The organism is Actinoplanes sp. NPDC049598, from assembly GCF_040675435.1.
GTDB lineage: Bacteria > Actinomycetota > Actinomycetes > Mycobacteriales > Micromonosporaceae > Actinoplanes.
Window position 1 is genome coordinate 458,466 of sequence record NZ_JBFAOX010000004.1, and the last position, 13,710, is coordinate 472,175.

Below are 13,710 nucleotides of genomic sequence, written 5' to 3' on the forward strand. Positions count from 1 at the left end.
CCACCGGCCACACCCAGAGCCCTGTTCAGCCGGGGGCCTGACAGGACCCCGGCTGTCGGCCCGGCCCGGATCTACGCTGGCCTGGTGAGCGAGACGACGAACGCCCTCGGCGCGTTCCTGCGGGCCCGGCGCGAGCTGGTCACCCCGGAGCAGGCGGGCATCCCCGGCGTCGGCGTGCGCCGGGTGCCCGGCCTGCGCCGCGAGGAGGTGGCCATGCTGGCCGGCATCAGCGCCGACTACTACCTGCGGCTGGAGCGGGGCCGCGACCGCCACCCGTCGGTCCAGGTGCTCGAGTCGATCGCCCGGGTGCTCCGTCTCGACGACGACCACTTCGCCCACCTGATGACGCTGGTCTCGGAGGCCGCCCGCCGCCGCAAGCGCCGGCCGCGCCGGGAGACCCCGCCCCCGGGCGCCCTCAAGCTCCTGGAGTCCCTGGTCCAGCCCGCCTTCATCGAGGACCGGTACTTCGACGTCCTGGCCGTGAACAACCTGGCCCAGTCGCTGTTGCCGGGCCTGGCCGTGGGCGGCAACCAGCTCCGGGACCTGTTCCTGGAGCCGGCCCAGCAGGCGCTGCACCCGGAGTGGGAGAACGTCACCGAGTGCTTCGTGGCCAACCTGCGCCAGGCCGTCGGCACCGATGCCGACGATCCCCGCTTCATCGAGCTCACGGGCGAGCTCACCCTGGCCAGCCCCCGGTTCCGCCGGCTCTGGGCCCGGCACGAGGTCCGGGGTCAGTCCGGTACACCCATCCGGCTGAATCATCCGCAGGTGGGCGAGCTCACCCTCAACCGGGAACGGCTGGCCATCGCCGGGACCGAGCACCTGATGATGGTCGTCCTGCACCCCGACGCCGGCTCCGCCGACGCGGAGAAACTGGCCCTGCTCGCCTCCGCCGGCTTGCCGGCCAGAAGGCAGGTTACAAGACCCGGCTGAGCGGGCATGAGGGGCGCATGTGCCATCCGTCCGTGCTCGCGCGTCGCGGGCGGCGGCGCGGGTGGTTACTGTTGCGAAATGATGAGTGCCACGGCGTCCGGCGCATGAGTCCGGCGATCAAGGCCGGGCACGAGTGCTGGGCTTACAGCGACGAGCGGCTTTTCGACGCGTACGCCCGGAAATTTATTGAAGTCGGGCTCGCGGCGGGCGAGCTGGTCTGGTACGTGCCCAGCGCCAGGACGGCCGACCCGTCGGTGCGCGGCGGCGCGATCCGGGTCATCCCCTTCGAGGAGGCCTACGCGGGCGCCACCGTCGTCGACCCGGCGACCCAGGTGGCCCTCTACACCGCTGTCACCGAGGACGCGCTGGCCGCCGGCTACACCGGTTTCCGGGTCGTGGCCGACGCGACCCCGCTGGTGCGCACCGGCGAGCAGCGGGAGGCCTTCACCCGGTACGAGTACGTGATCGGCCGCTACATGCGGGACAACCCGATGAGCGCCGTCTGCGCATTCGACCGGGCCGAGCTGGGGGAACGGGCCGTGGCCGAGCTGGCCTGCCTGCATGAGACCAGCCACGACGCCGGCGTGCCGTTCCAGCTGCACCCGGGGCCGTCGAGCGCCGAGGCGGTGCTCGACGGCGAGCTCGACATGTCGGCCGAGGAGCTTTTCGCCATGGCTTTGAGCCGTACGGATCTCGACCGGGCCCCCGGCGAGGTCGTGGTGGACGCGGCGGGGCTGCGTTTCATCGACCACCGTTCCCTGCTCACCCTGCAGCGGTACGCGGAGTCGCAGCGTACGACCGCCGTGCTGCGCACCCGGCTCGGCGCCGTGTCGCGGCTGGCCGGTCTGCTCGACCTGCCCCGCGTGCGGGTGGAGGCGGCCCGATGACCAGGACGGGCGCCGCCGCCGGGCATCTCGGCTACTACCACGAGGCCGTCTGCTACGACTCCGACGACGATCTGCTCGCCGTGGCCGTGCCGTTCCTGCTCGGCGGGGCCGAGGCGGGGGAGCCGACGATCGTGGCGCTGGGCGAGCGCTCGGCCGGTGTGGTGCGGTCGGCGCTGCCGGGGGACGCGCCGGTGGTCTTCATGTCCGGCGGGGCGATGTACGCGCGCCCGGCCGGCGCCATCCGGGCGTACCGCAAGCTCCTGGCCGAGCATGTCACCGCCGGCGCCGGCCAGATCCGGATCATCGGCGAGCTGACCACCGAGATGTTCGGCCCGGCCTGGGATTCGTGGGCCCGCTACGAGTCGGCCATCAACCACGCGTACGACGAGTTCCCGCTCTGGAGCATGTGCGCCTACGACACCCGCACGATGCCCCCGGCCGTGCACGAGGACGTGCTGCGCACCCACCCGCGGACGGCGATGCCCGACGGCCGTCACGTGCCGAACGAGACGTACGTCGACCCGGTGTCGTTCCTCAGCGACCGCCGCCGGCCCGTCCCCGATCCGCTGCAGCGCGGCGTGCCCCGGGCCGACATCGACAGCCCCACCCTCAGCGACGCCCGGCAGGCCGTGCGCGACGCCGACGGCGGCCGGCTCGCCCCCGACGACGTGGACGACCTGGTCGTGGCGGTCAGCGAGGCGGTGGCCAACGGGCACCGGCACGGCCGGGCCCCGGTCCGGATGCGGCTGTGGAGCGGCGACGACCGGATCGTGGTGACGGTTAGCGACGCCGGGCCCGGCCCGAAGGACCCGTTCGCCGGCCTGCTGCCCACCGGCGACGGCCTGGACGGCGGGCTCGGCCTGTGGATCGCCCACCAGTCGTGCGACCACGTCGTCATGTACCGCGACGCGGGCGCCTTCACGATCAGGTTGACCGCCGGCCGATAGAGTGCGGGTCCTCCGGTGACAGCCACGCGTTCGGGTCGTCCAGACAGGTCCGGTCGACCGACCGGGTCAGCGCCTCGACGACCGCCCGCACCGCCGTCCGCGGCTCGTCCAGGCGCGAGACCAGCGACCACGTCCAGTACGGCGTGGGCTGCCGGATCGGGCGGGCCACCAGATCGGGTGGCACCGGCGCGGTCTGGCTCTTCGGGTTGTTGACGACCGGCCGGCGCAGGCGGCGGACGTGGTCGAAGAACGCCGCCCCGGTCACGCCGCCCTCGGGCACGTGCTCGACCCGGGCCCCGGTCTGATCGGCCAGGGCCAGCGCCCACCGGTTCCACGACGACCAGCTGTTCTCGTCGGCGTCGATCAGCACGACGGTGTCGGCCGCCCGGACCGGATCGCCGGCCGGGCCGGTGCTGATCGCGTACAGCCGGTCCGAGCCGAGCAGACGCGCCTCGAGCTTGTCCTCGGTGATGGTGCCGACCGGCACCCAGCAGATCGCCAGGTCGAGGCCGCCGTCGACCACCCGGGCGGCCTGCGCGTGCGACGGCAGGACCCACGCGTCGACCAGCAGCTGCGCGACCCCGGCGGCCCGCTCCGCCAGGTCGGGCGGCCGCCAGTTGACATAGCCGAGGCGGACCGGCTGGTTCCGGGCCAGACCCTTGGCCGTACGCCGGAGATCGTCCGCCTGCTCGAGGAGCGCCCTGGTCCGCGGGAGCAGCGCCAGCCCGGCCGCGGTCAGCCGCACGGTGCGGCGGTCGCGGTCGAACAGCTGCGTGCCCAGGTCGCGCTCGAGCGCCTTGATCTGCTGGGACAGGGACGGGCCGGCGATGCGCAGCCGCTCGGCGGCCCGGGCGTAGCTCAGCTCCTCGGCGACCGCGACGAAGTAGCGCAGCTGGCGTAACTCCATTGGTAGGGGCAGCCTCTCACCAGGGAGGAAAGCAGTCGTGCCACCGGAATCACGCCGACGCACGATCTGGTCATGACAAACAACAAAGTAGCTGTCGTGACCGGCGCCTCCCAGGGGATCGGCGCCGCCACCGTCGCCGCGTACCGCAAGCTCGGCTGGTCGGTCGTGGCCAACTCGCGCTCCATCGCCCCCTCGGGTGATCCGGGGATCCTGACCGTGCCGGGCGACATCGCCGACCCGGCCGTCGGGGCCCGGATCGTCGAGGCCGGCCTGGCCGAGTTCGGCCGGATCGACACGGTGGTCAACAACGCCGGGATCTTCATCGCCAAGCCGTTCACCGACTACACCGCCGAGGACCTCGAGGCGGTCACCACGATCAACCTGCGCGGCTTCGTGGTGGTCACCCAGAAGGCGGTCGAGGCGATGCTCGCCCAGGGGGAGGGCGGCCACGTCGTCACGATCACCACGTCGCTCACCGACCACGCCAACAGCAGCCTCCCCTCGGTCTTCGCCTCGCTGACCAAGGGCGGGCTCAACTCGGCCACCAAGGCCCTGGCCATCGAGTACGCGACCCGCGGCATCCGCTTCAACGCGGTGTCGCCCGGCGTCATCACCACCCCGATGCACCCGGCCGAGACGCATGACTTCCTGGCCGCGCTGCACCCGGTGGGCCGGATGGGCGCGATCAGCGACATCACCGACGCCATCCTCTACCTGGAGAACGCGCCGTTCGTGACCGGCGAGATCCTGCACGTCGACGGCGGACAGAGCGCGGGCCACTGATGAGCGACTTCTTGGAGGAGGCCACCCTCCGCCCGTTGCTGGACGCCTGGCAGAAGTCGATCGCCTCCCACGACGCGACCGGCGTGGCCGCGCTCTTCACCGAGGACGCGGTGTTCCAGGGACTGCACCCGTACACCATCGGCCGGCCCGGCGTGGAGACCTATTACGCCGGTCAGCCGGCCGGGATGACCGTCGACTATCGCCTGCTGCAGGTGCGGCGCCTCGGCGACGACGCGGTGCTGGGCTGGGCCGAGGCCGACTTCACCGTCGGTCCCGAGGTGCGGGCCCTGGTCAACCTGACCGTGGTGGCCGTACGGACCGCCGAGGGCTGGCGGATCGGCCACTACCACGTGTCGCCGCGGGTCTGACCTCACCGGCTCCGGCGGCCCGCCGCTCCCGCCGCCGGTGTCGGGCGACACGGTGTGACCGCACTCTCGTCCGGACCCCGAGCGGAAGGCGGGCGGGTACCGATGCGGTCATGACTGACTCGATCGCCTACGGGCCGGCGGGAGTCACCCCCTGCTCGGCATGCAGTTCACCGCCCGCCGCTCCCGCGAGTGGACGGTCGGCCTGCTGGCGCTCTTCGGCCTGTTCATCGGCCTCGCCGTCGCCCCCACCCTGGCCTACTACGCCAGCCAGGACCCGCAGGCCCTGTGGCAGGCGGGCGGCGCGACGGCCCTGTTCATCGCCGGCTTCGGCTCGGCCGGCTACGCCACCCGCCGTGACCTGAGCCAGCTCGCCCGCTTCGCCTTCTGGGCGCTGCTCGCGCTGATCGCCTTCAGCATCGTGCTGATCTTCGTGAACATCCCGAACGGCGCGCTGATCTACTCCATCCTCGGCTTGGTCATCTTCGCCGCCCTCACCCTGGTCGACTTCCAGCGCCTGCGCCGCAACACGGACATCGCCTCGGCCCCCCTCCTGGCCGCCTCGATCTTCCTCGACATCCTCAACGTCTTCCTCTTCTTCCTGACCCTCTTCAGCGGCCGCTCCGACGACCGCTGACCAGCCGCCTTCCCAGCCGGTCCGCCCTCCACGGGCCGGTTTCCGCTTGCGCTGCCTCGCCCCTCCCGCGCCGCCTCGCGCGTCTCCACTCCGCTCTGTCGCTCACTCCCCAGCCGGGAACCATCACGGGCCGGCTCCACCTTGCGCCGAGGACCACGGGGGCGACCACGGGATCCCCGGGGCGCGGCCCCGGGGTGGCCGGGGGCAGGCTGAGCCTCGAACGGTGATCGAGGGGGTGACCGGGGTGCTGGGGGAGTGGGAGGCGGCGCGCCCGCGTGTGCTGGCGGCGGCGCTGCATGTCATCGGCGAGCGGGGTGAGGCCGAGGACGTGGTCCAGGAGACGTGGCTGCGGTGGGAGCGCACCGACCGTTCGGTGGTCCGGCACCCGCCGGCCTTCCTTGCCGTCACTGCCACCCGGCTGGCGATCAACGTCAGGCAGTCGGCCCGGTGGCGGCACGAGACGTTCGCGACCGCCGAGGTGGTCGATCGCGGACCCGGGCCGGAGACGCTCGCGGAACTGCATCAAGCGGTGGACGACGCCCTGCGCCTTCTGCTGGAGAGGCTGACACCCGCCGAGCGGGCGGCCTATCTGCTGCGGAAGGCGTTCGACTATCCGTACCGCCGCATCTCACAGATCTTGGGGTTGGGCGAGGACCACGCGCGCCAGCTCGTCCGGCGTGGCCACCGGGCCGTAGCGGGGAAGCGCCGCCAACCGGTCGACCGCCACGAACACCGCCGCCTGGCACGCGCCTTCCGCGCCGCCGGCGAGGGCGACCTGGCCGAGCTGGAGCGCTGCCTCAGCCGCGGCGTCCACCCGGTGCCCCGCCCACCGGTCTGGCTCCACCCCGGCCGCTGAGACAGCCGGCTCCCACGCCAGCCGTCCAGCATGATCGAGAGCGGCCAGGATCGGGGCGGGGCCCGCGCTGGTGGGGCGGCTAAGGGAGGGCCAGCAAGGGCGCGGGGGCGCCGTCGGTCCAGGTTGGGGGGAGTACGGCGAGGGCGTCGGACACGGCGGCGATGTGCAGGCCGGCGGAGCTGGTGGGGGCGGTGATGTGCCAGCCGGCGGCGGCGTGGTGCACGGGGACGATGCGTACGCCGGTGGGCAGGAGCTTGGCCTGGCCGTGGACGGGAACCTCGGGCAGTGCGGCCGGTGGGCGGCCGGCCAGCGCGCCGAGCAGCGGCTCGAGCAAGGTCAGGGCGGCGACCAGGCCGGCCAGGGGATTGCCGGGGAGGCTGACCACCCAGCGGCCGTCGGGCAGCTCGGCCAGGGCCTGCGGGTGGCCGGGACGGCAGGCGACGCCGCGTACGTGCCAGGTCGCGCCGAGCCGGCCGAGCACGCCGTGCAGGTGGTCGGCCGCGCCCGCCGACGACGAGCCGGAGACGACTACGACATCGGTGCCGGCCGCCGCCACCTCGGACTCCAGCAGCGCCGCGACGTCACGTACGTGCCGGCGCGTGAGAGGCCCCGCCCCGGCCCGGGCGACGATGGCCGTGACCAGCCCGGTGAAGCTGTCGCGCACCTGCCCCGGACCCGGCACCCCGCAGTCGATCACCTCGTTGCCCGTCACCAGCAGCGTCACCGAGGGCAGCCGATGGACCACCAGCCGGCCGGCTCCGGCCTGCACGGCCGCGGCCGCGATCGTGGCATTCACCGTTCGCCCCTCGGCCACGAGCACATCACCAGGACGTACGTCCTCACCCGCGCGCCGGATGTGCCGGCGCGGCCCGAGTTCGCCGGTGACATGGCCGCCCTCGAGGCGGCTGTCCTCATAAGGCAGAACGGCCTCGACCCCGGCCGGCACCACCGCCCCCGTGGCGATCTCCACGGCGACGCCGGTGGACAGCCGGATCGGGGGTGGTGGGCCGGCCAGCAGCTGGCCGGTCACGCGCCACGGGGCGGGGCCCGTCACCGCGTACCCGTCCATGGCCGCGGTGTCGAAGGCCGGGACCGGGCGTGCGGCCTCGAGTGGCGCGGCGAGGACGCGGCCGGTGGCGGCCTCGGCCGGGACGGGCTCGGGTGGGAGCGGCTTGGGCGCGGTGGTGGCGATGGCGTACGCCTGCGACCAGCCTGTCTGCACGCCGTCAGTCAAGCGGGGGCCGGTGTCGGGGCCGTGGCCGGGCGACGTCGATGGTGCGGCCAAGACCTCTCCAACCGGGCGGCGGGTGTTGTGACACCCTACGTCTGCCCAACGGCGGCCCGTTAATGCTGATAGGCGGGGTACCCCAGTCGGTCGACCAGGTTGCCGGTGGCCTTGGTGAACGCCTCCTGGATGTCGTCGTCGAAGTGGTTGCGCCAGTCGCCCGGCTCGCCCTTGCGGTAGTGCGAGACGGCGCCCGCGCCCTGGCGGTCGTTCATGCGGGAGAAGCTGTAGCGGGCCAGCAGCGTCGCCAGGTCGTCAGGCGGGATGTGGATGCCGCAGTGCCGCATCAGGGCGGCGACCTCCCGTTCCTGGTGTTCGCCGGTGAGGTCCTCGTACCGGAAGAGGCGCACCTCGTCGGACTCGGGGGCGTTCACCCACGATTGCAGCGAGTTGAAGCGGCCCTTGGCGGCCAGATCCTCGATCAGGTAGATCAGGCCTTCCTTCTTGGGTTTCTCCTGCAGCACGCGGCGGATCTGCAGCACGTCGCCCATCGGCGAGTGGGAGTCGCGATTGGAGAAGTAGCTGGAGACCACGAGGTCGCGCGGGTCGCGCAGCACGTAGAAGGCGCGGTGCCGGGCCGGTTTCTCGACCTGGTCGAAGCGGTCGCGGGCGATGAACAGCGACAGCGCCACCCGGCCCGGCGGGCACAGGTTCGGGTGGCTCCAGTTGTAGTAGCGGGGGTCGTACGTCAGCAGCCCGGAGTGCCGGAAGACGAGCGGGTCGCTGAAGACCGCCTTGACCCACTGGCTGGCCGTCTTGCGGATCGCGCAGTGGTACACATTGGTGAATTCCGTACGCGCCTCGACCGGCACGGTGACCCGCAACTTGACGTTGTGGGCCTCGAGCATGGCCCGGCGGGCGAGCACGCGCGCCTGGTTGGGTGTGTGGTGCTTGGCGAACAGCACAGCGCTGTTGAACATCGTCTGAGCCCTTGTCTTTTCGGTGGCAGGGGGAGACGGAGCGCCCAAGTTGATCTTCAAATACGCGGTCTAACCTGCGTAAATGGCTTTGGGTACGGGGAATCTACCCTAAATTCGACTGATTAGGTGCACATCTAAACTGTGGGCTTGCTGTAAACAGCGTGTTAAATGTCCAGGGATCTCTCAGGACCTCAGAACGGCGCCGGGATGTGCATCACCGGGAGGTTCGGCTCCTGGTAGCCGTGCGGCTTCTGGCGGTGGGGGAGGGTCACGTCGGCCGGCTTGAGCGGCTGGTACGGGATGCTCCCGAGCAGATGCGTGATCAGGTTGAGCCGGCCCCGCTTCTTGTCGTCGTTGTTCACGACGTGCCAGGGCGCCCAGGCGGAGTTGGTCGCGCGGAACATGTCGTCGCGGGCGCGCGAATATTCGTACCACCGGCGGTAGGACCGAAGGTCCAGCTCGGACAGTTTCCACACCTTGCGCGGGTCGTTGATCCGGCTCTCCAGGCGCCGGGTCTGCTCCTCCGGGCTGACCTCGAGCCAGTACTTGATCAGGATGATGCCGGAGTCGACCATGGCCTGCTCGACGCCGGGCACGGCCCGCAGGAAGTCCCGCGACTGCTGCTCGGTGCAGAACCCCAGGACCCGTTCCACGCCGGCGCGGTTGTACCAGCTGCGATCGAAGATGACGACGTCACCGGCACCGGGCAGATGCGGGATGTACCGCTGAACGTACATCTGGGAACGCTCCCGCTCGGTGGGCGCCGGCAGCGCGACCACCCGGAAGACCCGCGGGCTGACCCGCTCGGTGATCGCCTTGATCATGCCGCCCTTGCCGGCGGTGTCGCGGCCCTCGAAGACCACGCAGACCTTGGCCCCGGTGTCCTTGACCCACTCCTGGAGCGCGACCAGCTCCCCGTGCAGGTGGCGCAGCTCGTGCTCGTACTCCTTGCGCTTCATCCGCCGGCCCATAGGCACAAGATGACCCACGGGCCGTACGGGACCCTCATCCGCCCGGGGTGGTTTCCGCGGCCGCCGCGTCGTGGTCGGATCGGCCATGTCCGCCGGCGCCGTGCTGACCGTCGCCCTCGCCGTCTTCGCGTGGGGCGTGCTCTCGGCGCGGCTGGAACGGCTCAACCTGACCGCCCCCATGGTCTTCGTGGCGGTCGGGGTGGCGCTCGCGCTGCTGTTCGACGTGGACCGGCACACCGAGGGCGTCCAGGTGCTCACCGAGGCGACGCTGGTGTGGGTGCTGTTCTCCGACGCCTCACGGGTCGGGCCGCGTGAGCTCCGCGGCGACGCCGGTGTCTACGGGCGGCTGCTCGGGCTGGCGCTGCCGCTGACGGTCGTGGCCGGCACCGTGCTCGCGTGGTGGCTGCTCGGCCTGCCCGACCTGTGGCTGGCGCTGCTGATCGGGGCCGCGCTGGCCCCGACCGACGCCGCACTCGGCGCGGTGGTCATCACGCACCCGGCGGTCCCGGCCCGGATCCGGCGCGTGCTGAACGTCGAAAGCGGCGTGAACGACGGCATCGTCACCCCGGTCGTGGTGGTCGCGCTGGCCGGCGCGGCCTCGGGCGCGCCGCTGCTCACGGCCGTCCTGCAACTCGCCGGCGGGGTGCTGATCGGGGTGGCGGCCGGCACGGTGGGCGGGCGGTTGCTGCGTACGGCGGGCGAGGCCTTCGCGGGACCGGCGGTGCTGGCTCTCGCCCTCCTGGCGTACGCGGGCTCGGTCGCGGCCCACGCCAACGGGTTCGTCGCCGCCTTCGCCGCCGGGCTGGCCTTCGGGCACGTCGCCGGCCGGGGCGGCCCCCGCGAGGTGTTCTTCGTGGAGCAAACCGCCGGTCTGGCCTCGCTACTCGTATGGACCGCCTTCGGCGCGATCGCGGTCCCGTTGCTGCCGGCCCGGTGGACCTGGGCCATGGTGCTGTACGCGGTGCTCAGCCTCACGGTGATCCGGATCGGCCCGGTGCTGCTGAGCCTGATCGGCGCCCGCTTCTCCCCGCGCACGGTGCTGTTCGTCGGCTGGTTCGGCCCGCGTGGCCTGGCCTCGATCGTCTTCGCCCTGCTGGCCGTCGAGGAGCTGGGCCCGGCGGCGGACACCGCGGTCGCCGCCATCGTCCTGACCGTCCTGCTCAGCGTGGTGGCCCACGGCCTCACGGCCGGCCCCTGGGCCGCCCGCTTCGGCGCGGCGGAGCGATCACCCGCACGCGGAGGCCCCTCCGACTCGTCCGGCGCTCCCGCCCACTCGGGCGGCGCCTTCTCCGACCCGGGCGTTGCCGGCTCTGGGCTGGGCGCATCGGAACAGCCCCTGTCTTCACCGCCGGGCACCCGGGGCGCCTCCCGTGAGCACTCGGCGGCGGGGGACGGGCCGGCGCCGGCGGCGCGCCTCAGCGGGCGTTTTCGCAAGGAGCCGTAGCACGGCGCGCGGCCGGGCGGCAGTTATCCACAATGACCGGCTGTCCACAGGCGGGTGCGCACGCCGGTGGGATCGGCGGGAGAATCGCTCAAGCGGCGGGGGCCCCCTTGGGTGGGTGGGCTGCGGTTTGGGGGCGGGTGCGGCGGATGAGCTTGCTGAGCTCGATCGTGGCCGGCAGGGTCAGCGCCAGGCCCAGGCAGGCCAGCCACTGCCAGCCGGCGAGGGGTGTGGTCTGCAGGCTGCTCTGCAGGAAGTCGGCCCGGGTGGCCAGCACGATGAAGGCGACCGGGATCAGCCCCACCCCCAGCGCCTTGAGCAGGGGCGGCTGCAGGCCGCCGGCCGGGTCGCGGCGGTTGGCGAGGGCGTTGAAGACGGTGCCGAAGCCCATCACCGCGAACGCCATCGTCACGTTCGGGCCGAAGACCAGGGGGACGAGGGCGGCGAGGAACAGCACCACCGCGTACAGCAGCCAGAGCGAGACGGCCGTGCGGTTGCTGATCGGCATCTTCGGGTCGCGGGGTGGCCGGTCCATCACCTGCGGGTCGCCGGGGTCCATGGCGATGATGACGACGCCGGGGACGGTGCAGGTGAACAGCAGGTAGAGCACCATCGACGGGGTCAGCGCCACGCCCTCGTTCAGATTGAACGCGGTGGCCGACACGAAGAGCAGCACCAGCGACAGCAGCTGGGTCATCTGGTAGCGGACGTAGGCCACGATCTTGTCGTAGACGCGGCGGCCGATCTCGATGGCGCGGACCAGGGTGCCGAAGTTGTCGTCGGTGAGGATCATGCGGGCGGCCTGTTTGGTCACTTCGCTGCCGCTGCCCATGGCGACGCCGATGTCGGCCTGTTTGAGGGCGGCCGCGTCGTTCACCGCGTCGCCGGTCATGGCCACGATCAGGCCCTGGGCCTGCATGGAGCGGGCCAGGCGCAGCTTGTCCTCGGGTGACACCCGGCCGAAGACGTGCAGCTCGGGCAGGCGGCGGGTCAGTTCGTCCTCGGGGAGGGCGGCCAGCTCGGGGCCGCTGATCGCGCCCGGGCCGAGCCCGAGGGTGCGGCCGATGGCCTGGGCGGTCACCGCGTGATCGCCGGTGATCATGCGGACGTCGATGCCGGCCCGCAGCGCGACCCGTACGGCCTCCTTGGCCTCGGCCCGCAGCGGGTCGATGATGCCGACCAGGCCGACGAAGACCAGATCGTCGGTGAGCGCCATGGGGTCGTCGAGCGACTCGGACGCGTCGATGGTCCGGGCCGCGAACGCGAGCACCCGCAACCCGTCCGCGGCGAGCTTCTCGTTGGCGGCCGCGAGCTCACCGCGTACAGCCTGGATCGGCTCTTGAGGCCCCACCGCCCGGCCCGACCGCGAGCAGCGGGCGAGCACCACGTCGGGGGCGCCCTTGACCAGCTCGATGAGGTGCTCGGCGCCGTCGAGCTCGACGCGGTGGAAGGTCGCCATGAACTTGTACTCGGAGTCGAACGGCACCTCGGCCAGCCGCGGACAGGCCCGCCGGGTCTGTTCCGCGTCGACGCCGAGCTTGGCCGCCAGCACGACCAGCGCCGCCTCGGTCGGGTCGCCCACGACGTCGCCCTGATCGCTGACCGTGGCGTCGCTGTCGAGGACCAGCCCGAGCGCGAGCCGGGTGAAGTCGGGAACGGGCGCCCCCGCGACCGACGTGATCCGGCCCGTCTTGGCATAGCCCTCGCCGGTGACGCCGAACCAGTTGCCCGCCGAGTAGACGGTCGAGACCATCATCTCGTTCATCGTCAGGGTTCCGGTCTTGTCGGTGTTGACGGCGCTCGTCGCGCCCAGCGTCTCCACGTCGGTCAGGTTCTTGACGACGGCCTTGGCCGCGGCCAGCCGCTGCGCGCCCTGCGAGAGCAGCGCCGAGACGAAGGCCGGCATGCCGGTCGGGATGGCCGAGATGGCCATCGCGGTGCCCACCAGCAGCAGGTCGTCGAGGTCCATGCCGCGGATCCAGCCGGCCACCACGATGAACGCGACCGCGGTCCACGCGATCACCCCGAGCACCCGGGTCAGCGAGTCGAGCTCGCGGCGCAGCGGCGACCGGGTGCGGGTGACCTCGCTCAGCATGGTGGCGATCCGGCCCATCTGGGTGTTCATGCCGGTCGCGGTGACCACCATCGTGGCCGTGCCGCGGGTGACCGACGTGTTCTGGAACAGCATGTTGGCCTGGTCGCCGAGGCCGACCTCGCTCGCGTCGAGCGCGGTGGCGCCCTTGGCCACGGGCGCGCTCTCGCCGGTGAGCGAGGCCTCCTGCGTCTCGCACGTGGCCGAGCGCAGCACCCGCCCGTCGGCCGGCACCAGATCGCCCGCCTCGACCTGCACGATGTCGCCCGGCACGAGGTCGGGCGCGGGGATCAGGGCCAGCGCGCCGTCGCGGATCACCCGGGCCTGCGGCACCTGCAGCCGCGACAGCGCGTCCACACTGGCCCGGGCGGCCAGCTCCTGCCGGGCCCCGAGCACCACGTTGAGCAGGATCAGGAAGCCGACGATGAACGCCGTGGACACCTCGCCGATCACGATGCTGACCACGATCACCGCGACCAGCATGAGGTTCATCGGATCCCGCAGCTGCGCCACCGCCACCGCGAGGATCGAGGGCGGCTTCTCGGCGGCGATCGTGTTGGGCCCGTACCGCTCCCGCCTGGCCGTGGCCTCGGCGGTGGTCAGCCCGCGGACCTGATCGCTGTCGACGGCGGCGACCACCGCATCGGCGCGCTGGTCGTACCAATGGTCGATCGCACTGGTCATCG

Annotated in this window: 13 protein-coding genes; 8 read left to right on the top strand and 5 right to left on the bottom strand. The window is 72.3% G+C overall.

All coding sequences use genetic code 11. From position 1 onward, the window contains the following. The first annotated feature begins 84 nt into the window (after nucleotides 1–84). From AB0J66_RS13235 to AB0J66_RS13245, 3 genes are all read left to right on the top strand, one after another. Entirely contained in the window at nucleotides 85–933 is an 849-nt protein-coding gene (locus AB0J66_RS13235) for a helix-turn-helix transcriptional regulator (RefSeq protein ID WP_364659397.1), read from the top strand. Nucleotides 934–1,037: 104 nt separating this feature from the next. Further along, nucleotides 1,038–1,820, top strand: coding sequence for an MEDS domain-containing protein (locus AB0J66_RS13240; protein WP_364659399.1), 783 nt, complete (start codon nucleotides 1,038–1,040; stop codon nucleotides 1,818–1,820). Continuing rightward, nucleotides 1,817–2,767 carry a sensor histidine kinase gene (locus AB0J66_RS13245; protein ID WP_364659401.1) on the top strand — a complete coding sequence of 317 codons (951 nt, stop codon included), beginning with the start codon at nucleotides 1,817–1,819 and terminating at the stop codon, nucleotides 2,765–2,767. Before AB0J66_RS13240 ends, AB0J66_RS13245 begins: the two co-directional genes overlap by 4 nt. Here AB0J66_RS13245 and AB0J66_RS13250 read toward each other — a convergent pair. Then, nucleotides 2,745–3,674, bottom strand: coding sequence for a LysR family transcriptional regulator (locus tag AB0J66_RS13250; protein ID WP_364659403.1), 930 nt, complete (start codon nucleotides 3,672–3,674; stop codon nucleotides 2,745–2,747). The two genes, AB0J66_RS13245 and AB0J66_RS13250, sit on opposite strands and share 23 nt — an antisense overlap. 72 nt (nucleotides 3,675–3,746) lie before the next feature. Here AB0J66_RS13250 and AB0J66_RS13255 point away from each other — a divergent pair, with 72 nt between their 5' ends. The 4 genes from AB0J66_RS13255 (at nucleotide 3,747) to AB0J66_RS13270 (ending at nucleotide 6,315) form a co-directional block, all read left to right on the top strand. Continuing rightward, nucleotides 3,747–4,457 (top strand): SDR family oxidoreductase, encoded by a 711-nt coding sequence (locus AB0J66_RS13255; RefSeq protein WP_364659405.1) that lies wholly within the window; start codon nucleotides 3,747–3,749, stop codon nucleotides 4,455–4,457. Further along, nucleotides 4,457–4,825: an SgcJ/EcaC family oxidoreductase gene (locus tag AB0J66_RS13260; protein ID WP_364659407.1), complete on the top strand. Its 369-nt coding sequence runs from the start codon at nucleotides 4,457–4,459 to the stop codon at nucleotides 4,823–4,825. Before AB0J66_RS13255 ends, AB0J66_RS13260 begins: the two co-directional genes overlap by 1 nt. A gap of 160 nt (nucleotides 4,826–4,985) precedes the next feature. Then, a complete protein-coding gene (locus tag AB0J66_RS13265; RefSeq protein WP_364659409.1) occupies nucleotides 4,986–5,459 on the top strand; it encodes a Bax inhibitor-1 family protein in 474 nt (157 codons plus the stop codon). A gap of 223 nt (nucleotides 5,460–5,682) precedes the next feature. After that, nucleotides 5,683–6,315 (top strand): sigma factor-like helix-turn-helix DNA-binding protein, encoded by a 633-nt coding sequence (locus AB0J66_RS13270; RefSeq protein WP_364659411.1) that lies wholly within the window; start codon nucleotides 5,683–5,685, stop codon nucleotides 6,313–6,315. 79 nt (nucleotides 6,316–6,394) lie between these two features. Here AB0J66_RS13270 and AB0J66_RS13275 read toward each other — a convergent pair whose 3' ends face one another. The 3 genes from AB0J66_RS13275 to ppk2 form a co-directional block, all read right to left on the bottom strand. Next, the gene (locus AB0J66_RS13275) at nucleotides 6,395–7,537 is read right to left on the bottom strand and encodes a molybdopterin-binding protein (protein ID WP_364659413.1); all 1,143 of its coding nucleotides are present in this window, start codon (nucleotides 7,535–7,537) and stop codon (nucleotides 6,395–6,397) included. 122 nt (nucleotides 7,538–7,659) lie between these two features. After that, nucleotides 7,660–8,520 (bottom strand): sulfotransferase domain-containing protein, encoded by an 861-nt coding sequence (locus AB0J66_RS13280; protein WP_364659415.1) that lies wholly within the window; start codon nucleotides 8,518–8,520, stop codon nucleotides 7,660–7,662. Between the two features lie 191 nt (nucleotides 8,521–8,711). After that, nucleotides 8,712–9,479, bottom strand: a complete 768-nt coding sequence (gene ppk2, locus AB0J66_RS13285) for a polyphosphate kinase 2 (protein WP_364659417.1) — start codon at nucleotides 9,477–9,479, stop codon at nucleotides 8,712–8,714. A 97-nt stretch (nucleotides 9,480–9,576) separates the two neighbouring features. Between ppk2 and AB0J66_RS13290 the strand changes: the two genes are divergently transcribed. Next, nucleotides 9,577–10,935 (top strand): cation:proton antiporter, encoded by a 1,359-nt coding sequence (locus AB0J66_RS13290; protein ID WP_364659419.1) that lies wholly within the window; start codon nucleotides 9,577–9,579, stop codon nucleotides 10,933–10,935. 88 nt (nucleotides 10,936–11,023) lie between these two features. On the opposite strand, the gene AB0J66_RS13295 is transcribed toward AB0J66_RS13290, so the two are convergent. Further along, nucleotides 11,024–13,708 carry a cation-translocating P-type ATPase gene (locus AB0J66_RS13295; RefSeq protein ID WP_364659421.1) on the bottom strand — a complete coding sequence of 895 codons (2,685 nt, stop codon included), beginning with the start codon at nucleotides 13,706–13,708 and terminating at the stop codon, nucleotides 11,024–11,026. Nucleotides 13,709–13,710 lie beyond the last annotated feature (2 nt).

Bases quoted from the DNA above. Each gene is read 5' to 3' on its own strand.
- AB0J66_RS13240 (WP_364659399.1), top strand. From the start codon at position 1,038: ATGAGTCCGGCGATCAAGGCCGGGCACGAGTGCTGGGCTTACAGCGAC.
- AB0J66_RS13245 (WP_364659401.1), top strand. From the start codon at position 1,817: ATGACCAGGACGGGCGCCGCCGCCGGGCATCTCGGCTACTACCACGAG.
- AB0J66_RS13250 (WP_364659403.1), bottom strand. From the start codon at position 3,674: ATGGAGTTACGCCAGCTGCGCTACTTCGTCGCGGTCGCCGAGGAGCTG.
- AB0J66_RS13255 (WP_364659405.1), top strand. From the start codon at position 3,747: ATGACAAACAACAAAGTAGCTGTCGTGACCGGCGCCTCCCAGGGGATC.
- AB0J66_RS13260 (WP_364659407.1), top strand. From the start codon at position 4,457: ATGAGCGACTTCTTGGAGGAGGCCACCCTCCGCCCGTTGCTGGACGCC.
- AB0J66_RS13265 (WP_364659409.1), top strand. From the start codon at position 4,986: ATGCAGTTCACCGCCCGCCGCTCCCGCGAGTGGACGGTCGGCCTGCTG.
- AB0J66_RS13280 (WP_364659415.1), bottom strand. From the start codon at position 8,520: ATGTTCAACAGCGCTGTGCTGTTCGCCAAGCACCACACACCCAACCAG.
- ppk2 (WP_364659417.1), bottom strand. From the start codon at position 9,479: ATGAAGCGCAAGGAGTACGAGCACGAGCTGCGCCACCTGCACGGGGAG.
- AB0J66_RS13290 (WP_364659419.1), top strand. From the start codon at position 9,577: ATGTCCGCCGGCGCCGTGCTGACCGTCGCCCTCGCCGTCTTCGCGTGG.
- AB0J66_RS13295 (WP_364659421.1), bottom strand. From the start codon at position 13,708: ATGACCAGTGCGATCGACCATTGGTACGACCAGCGCGCCGATGCGGTG.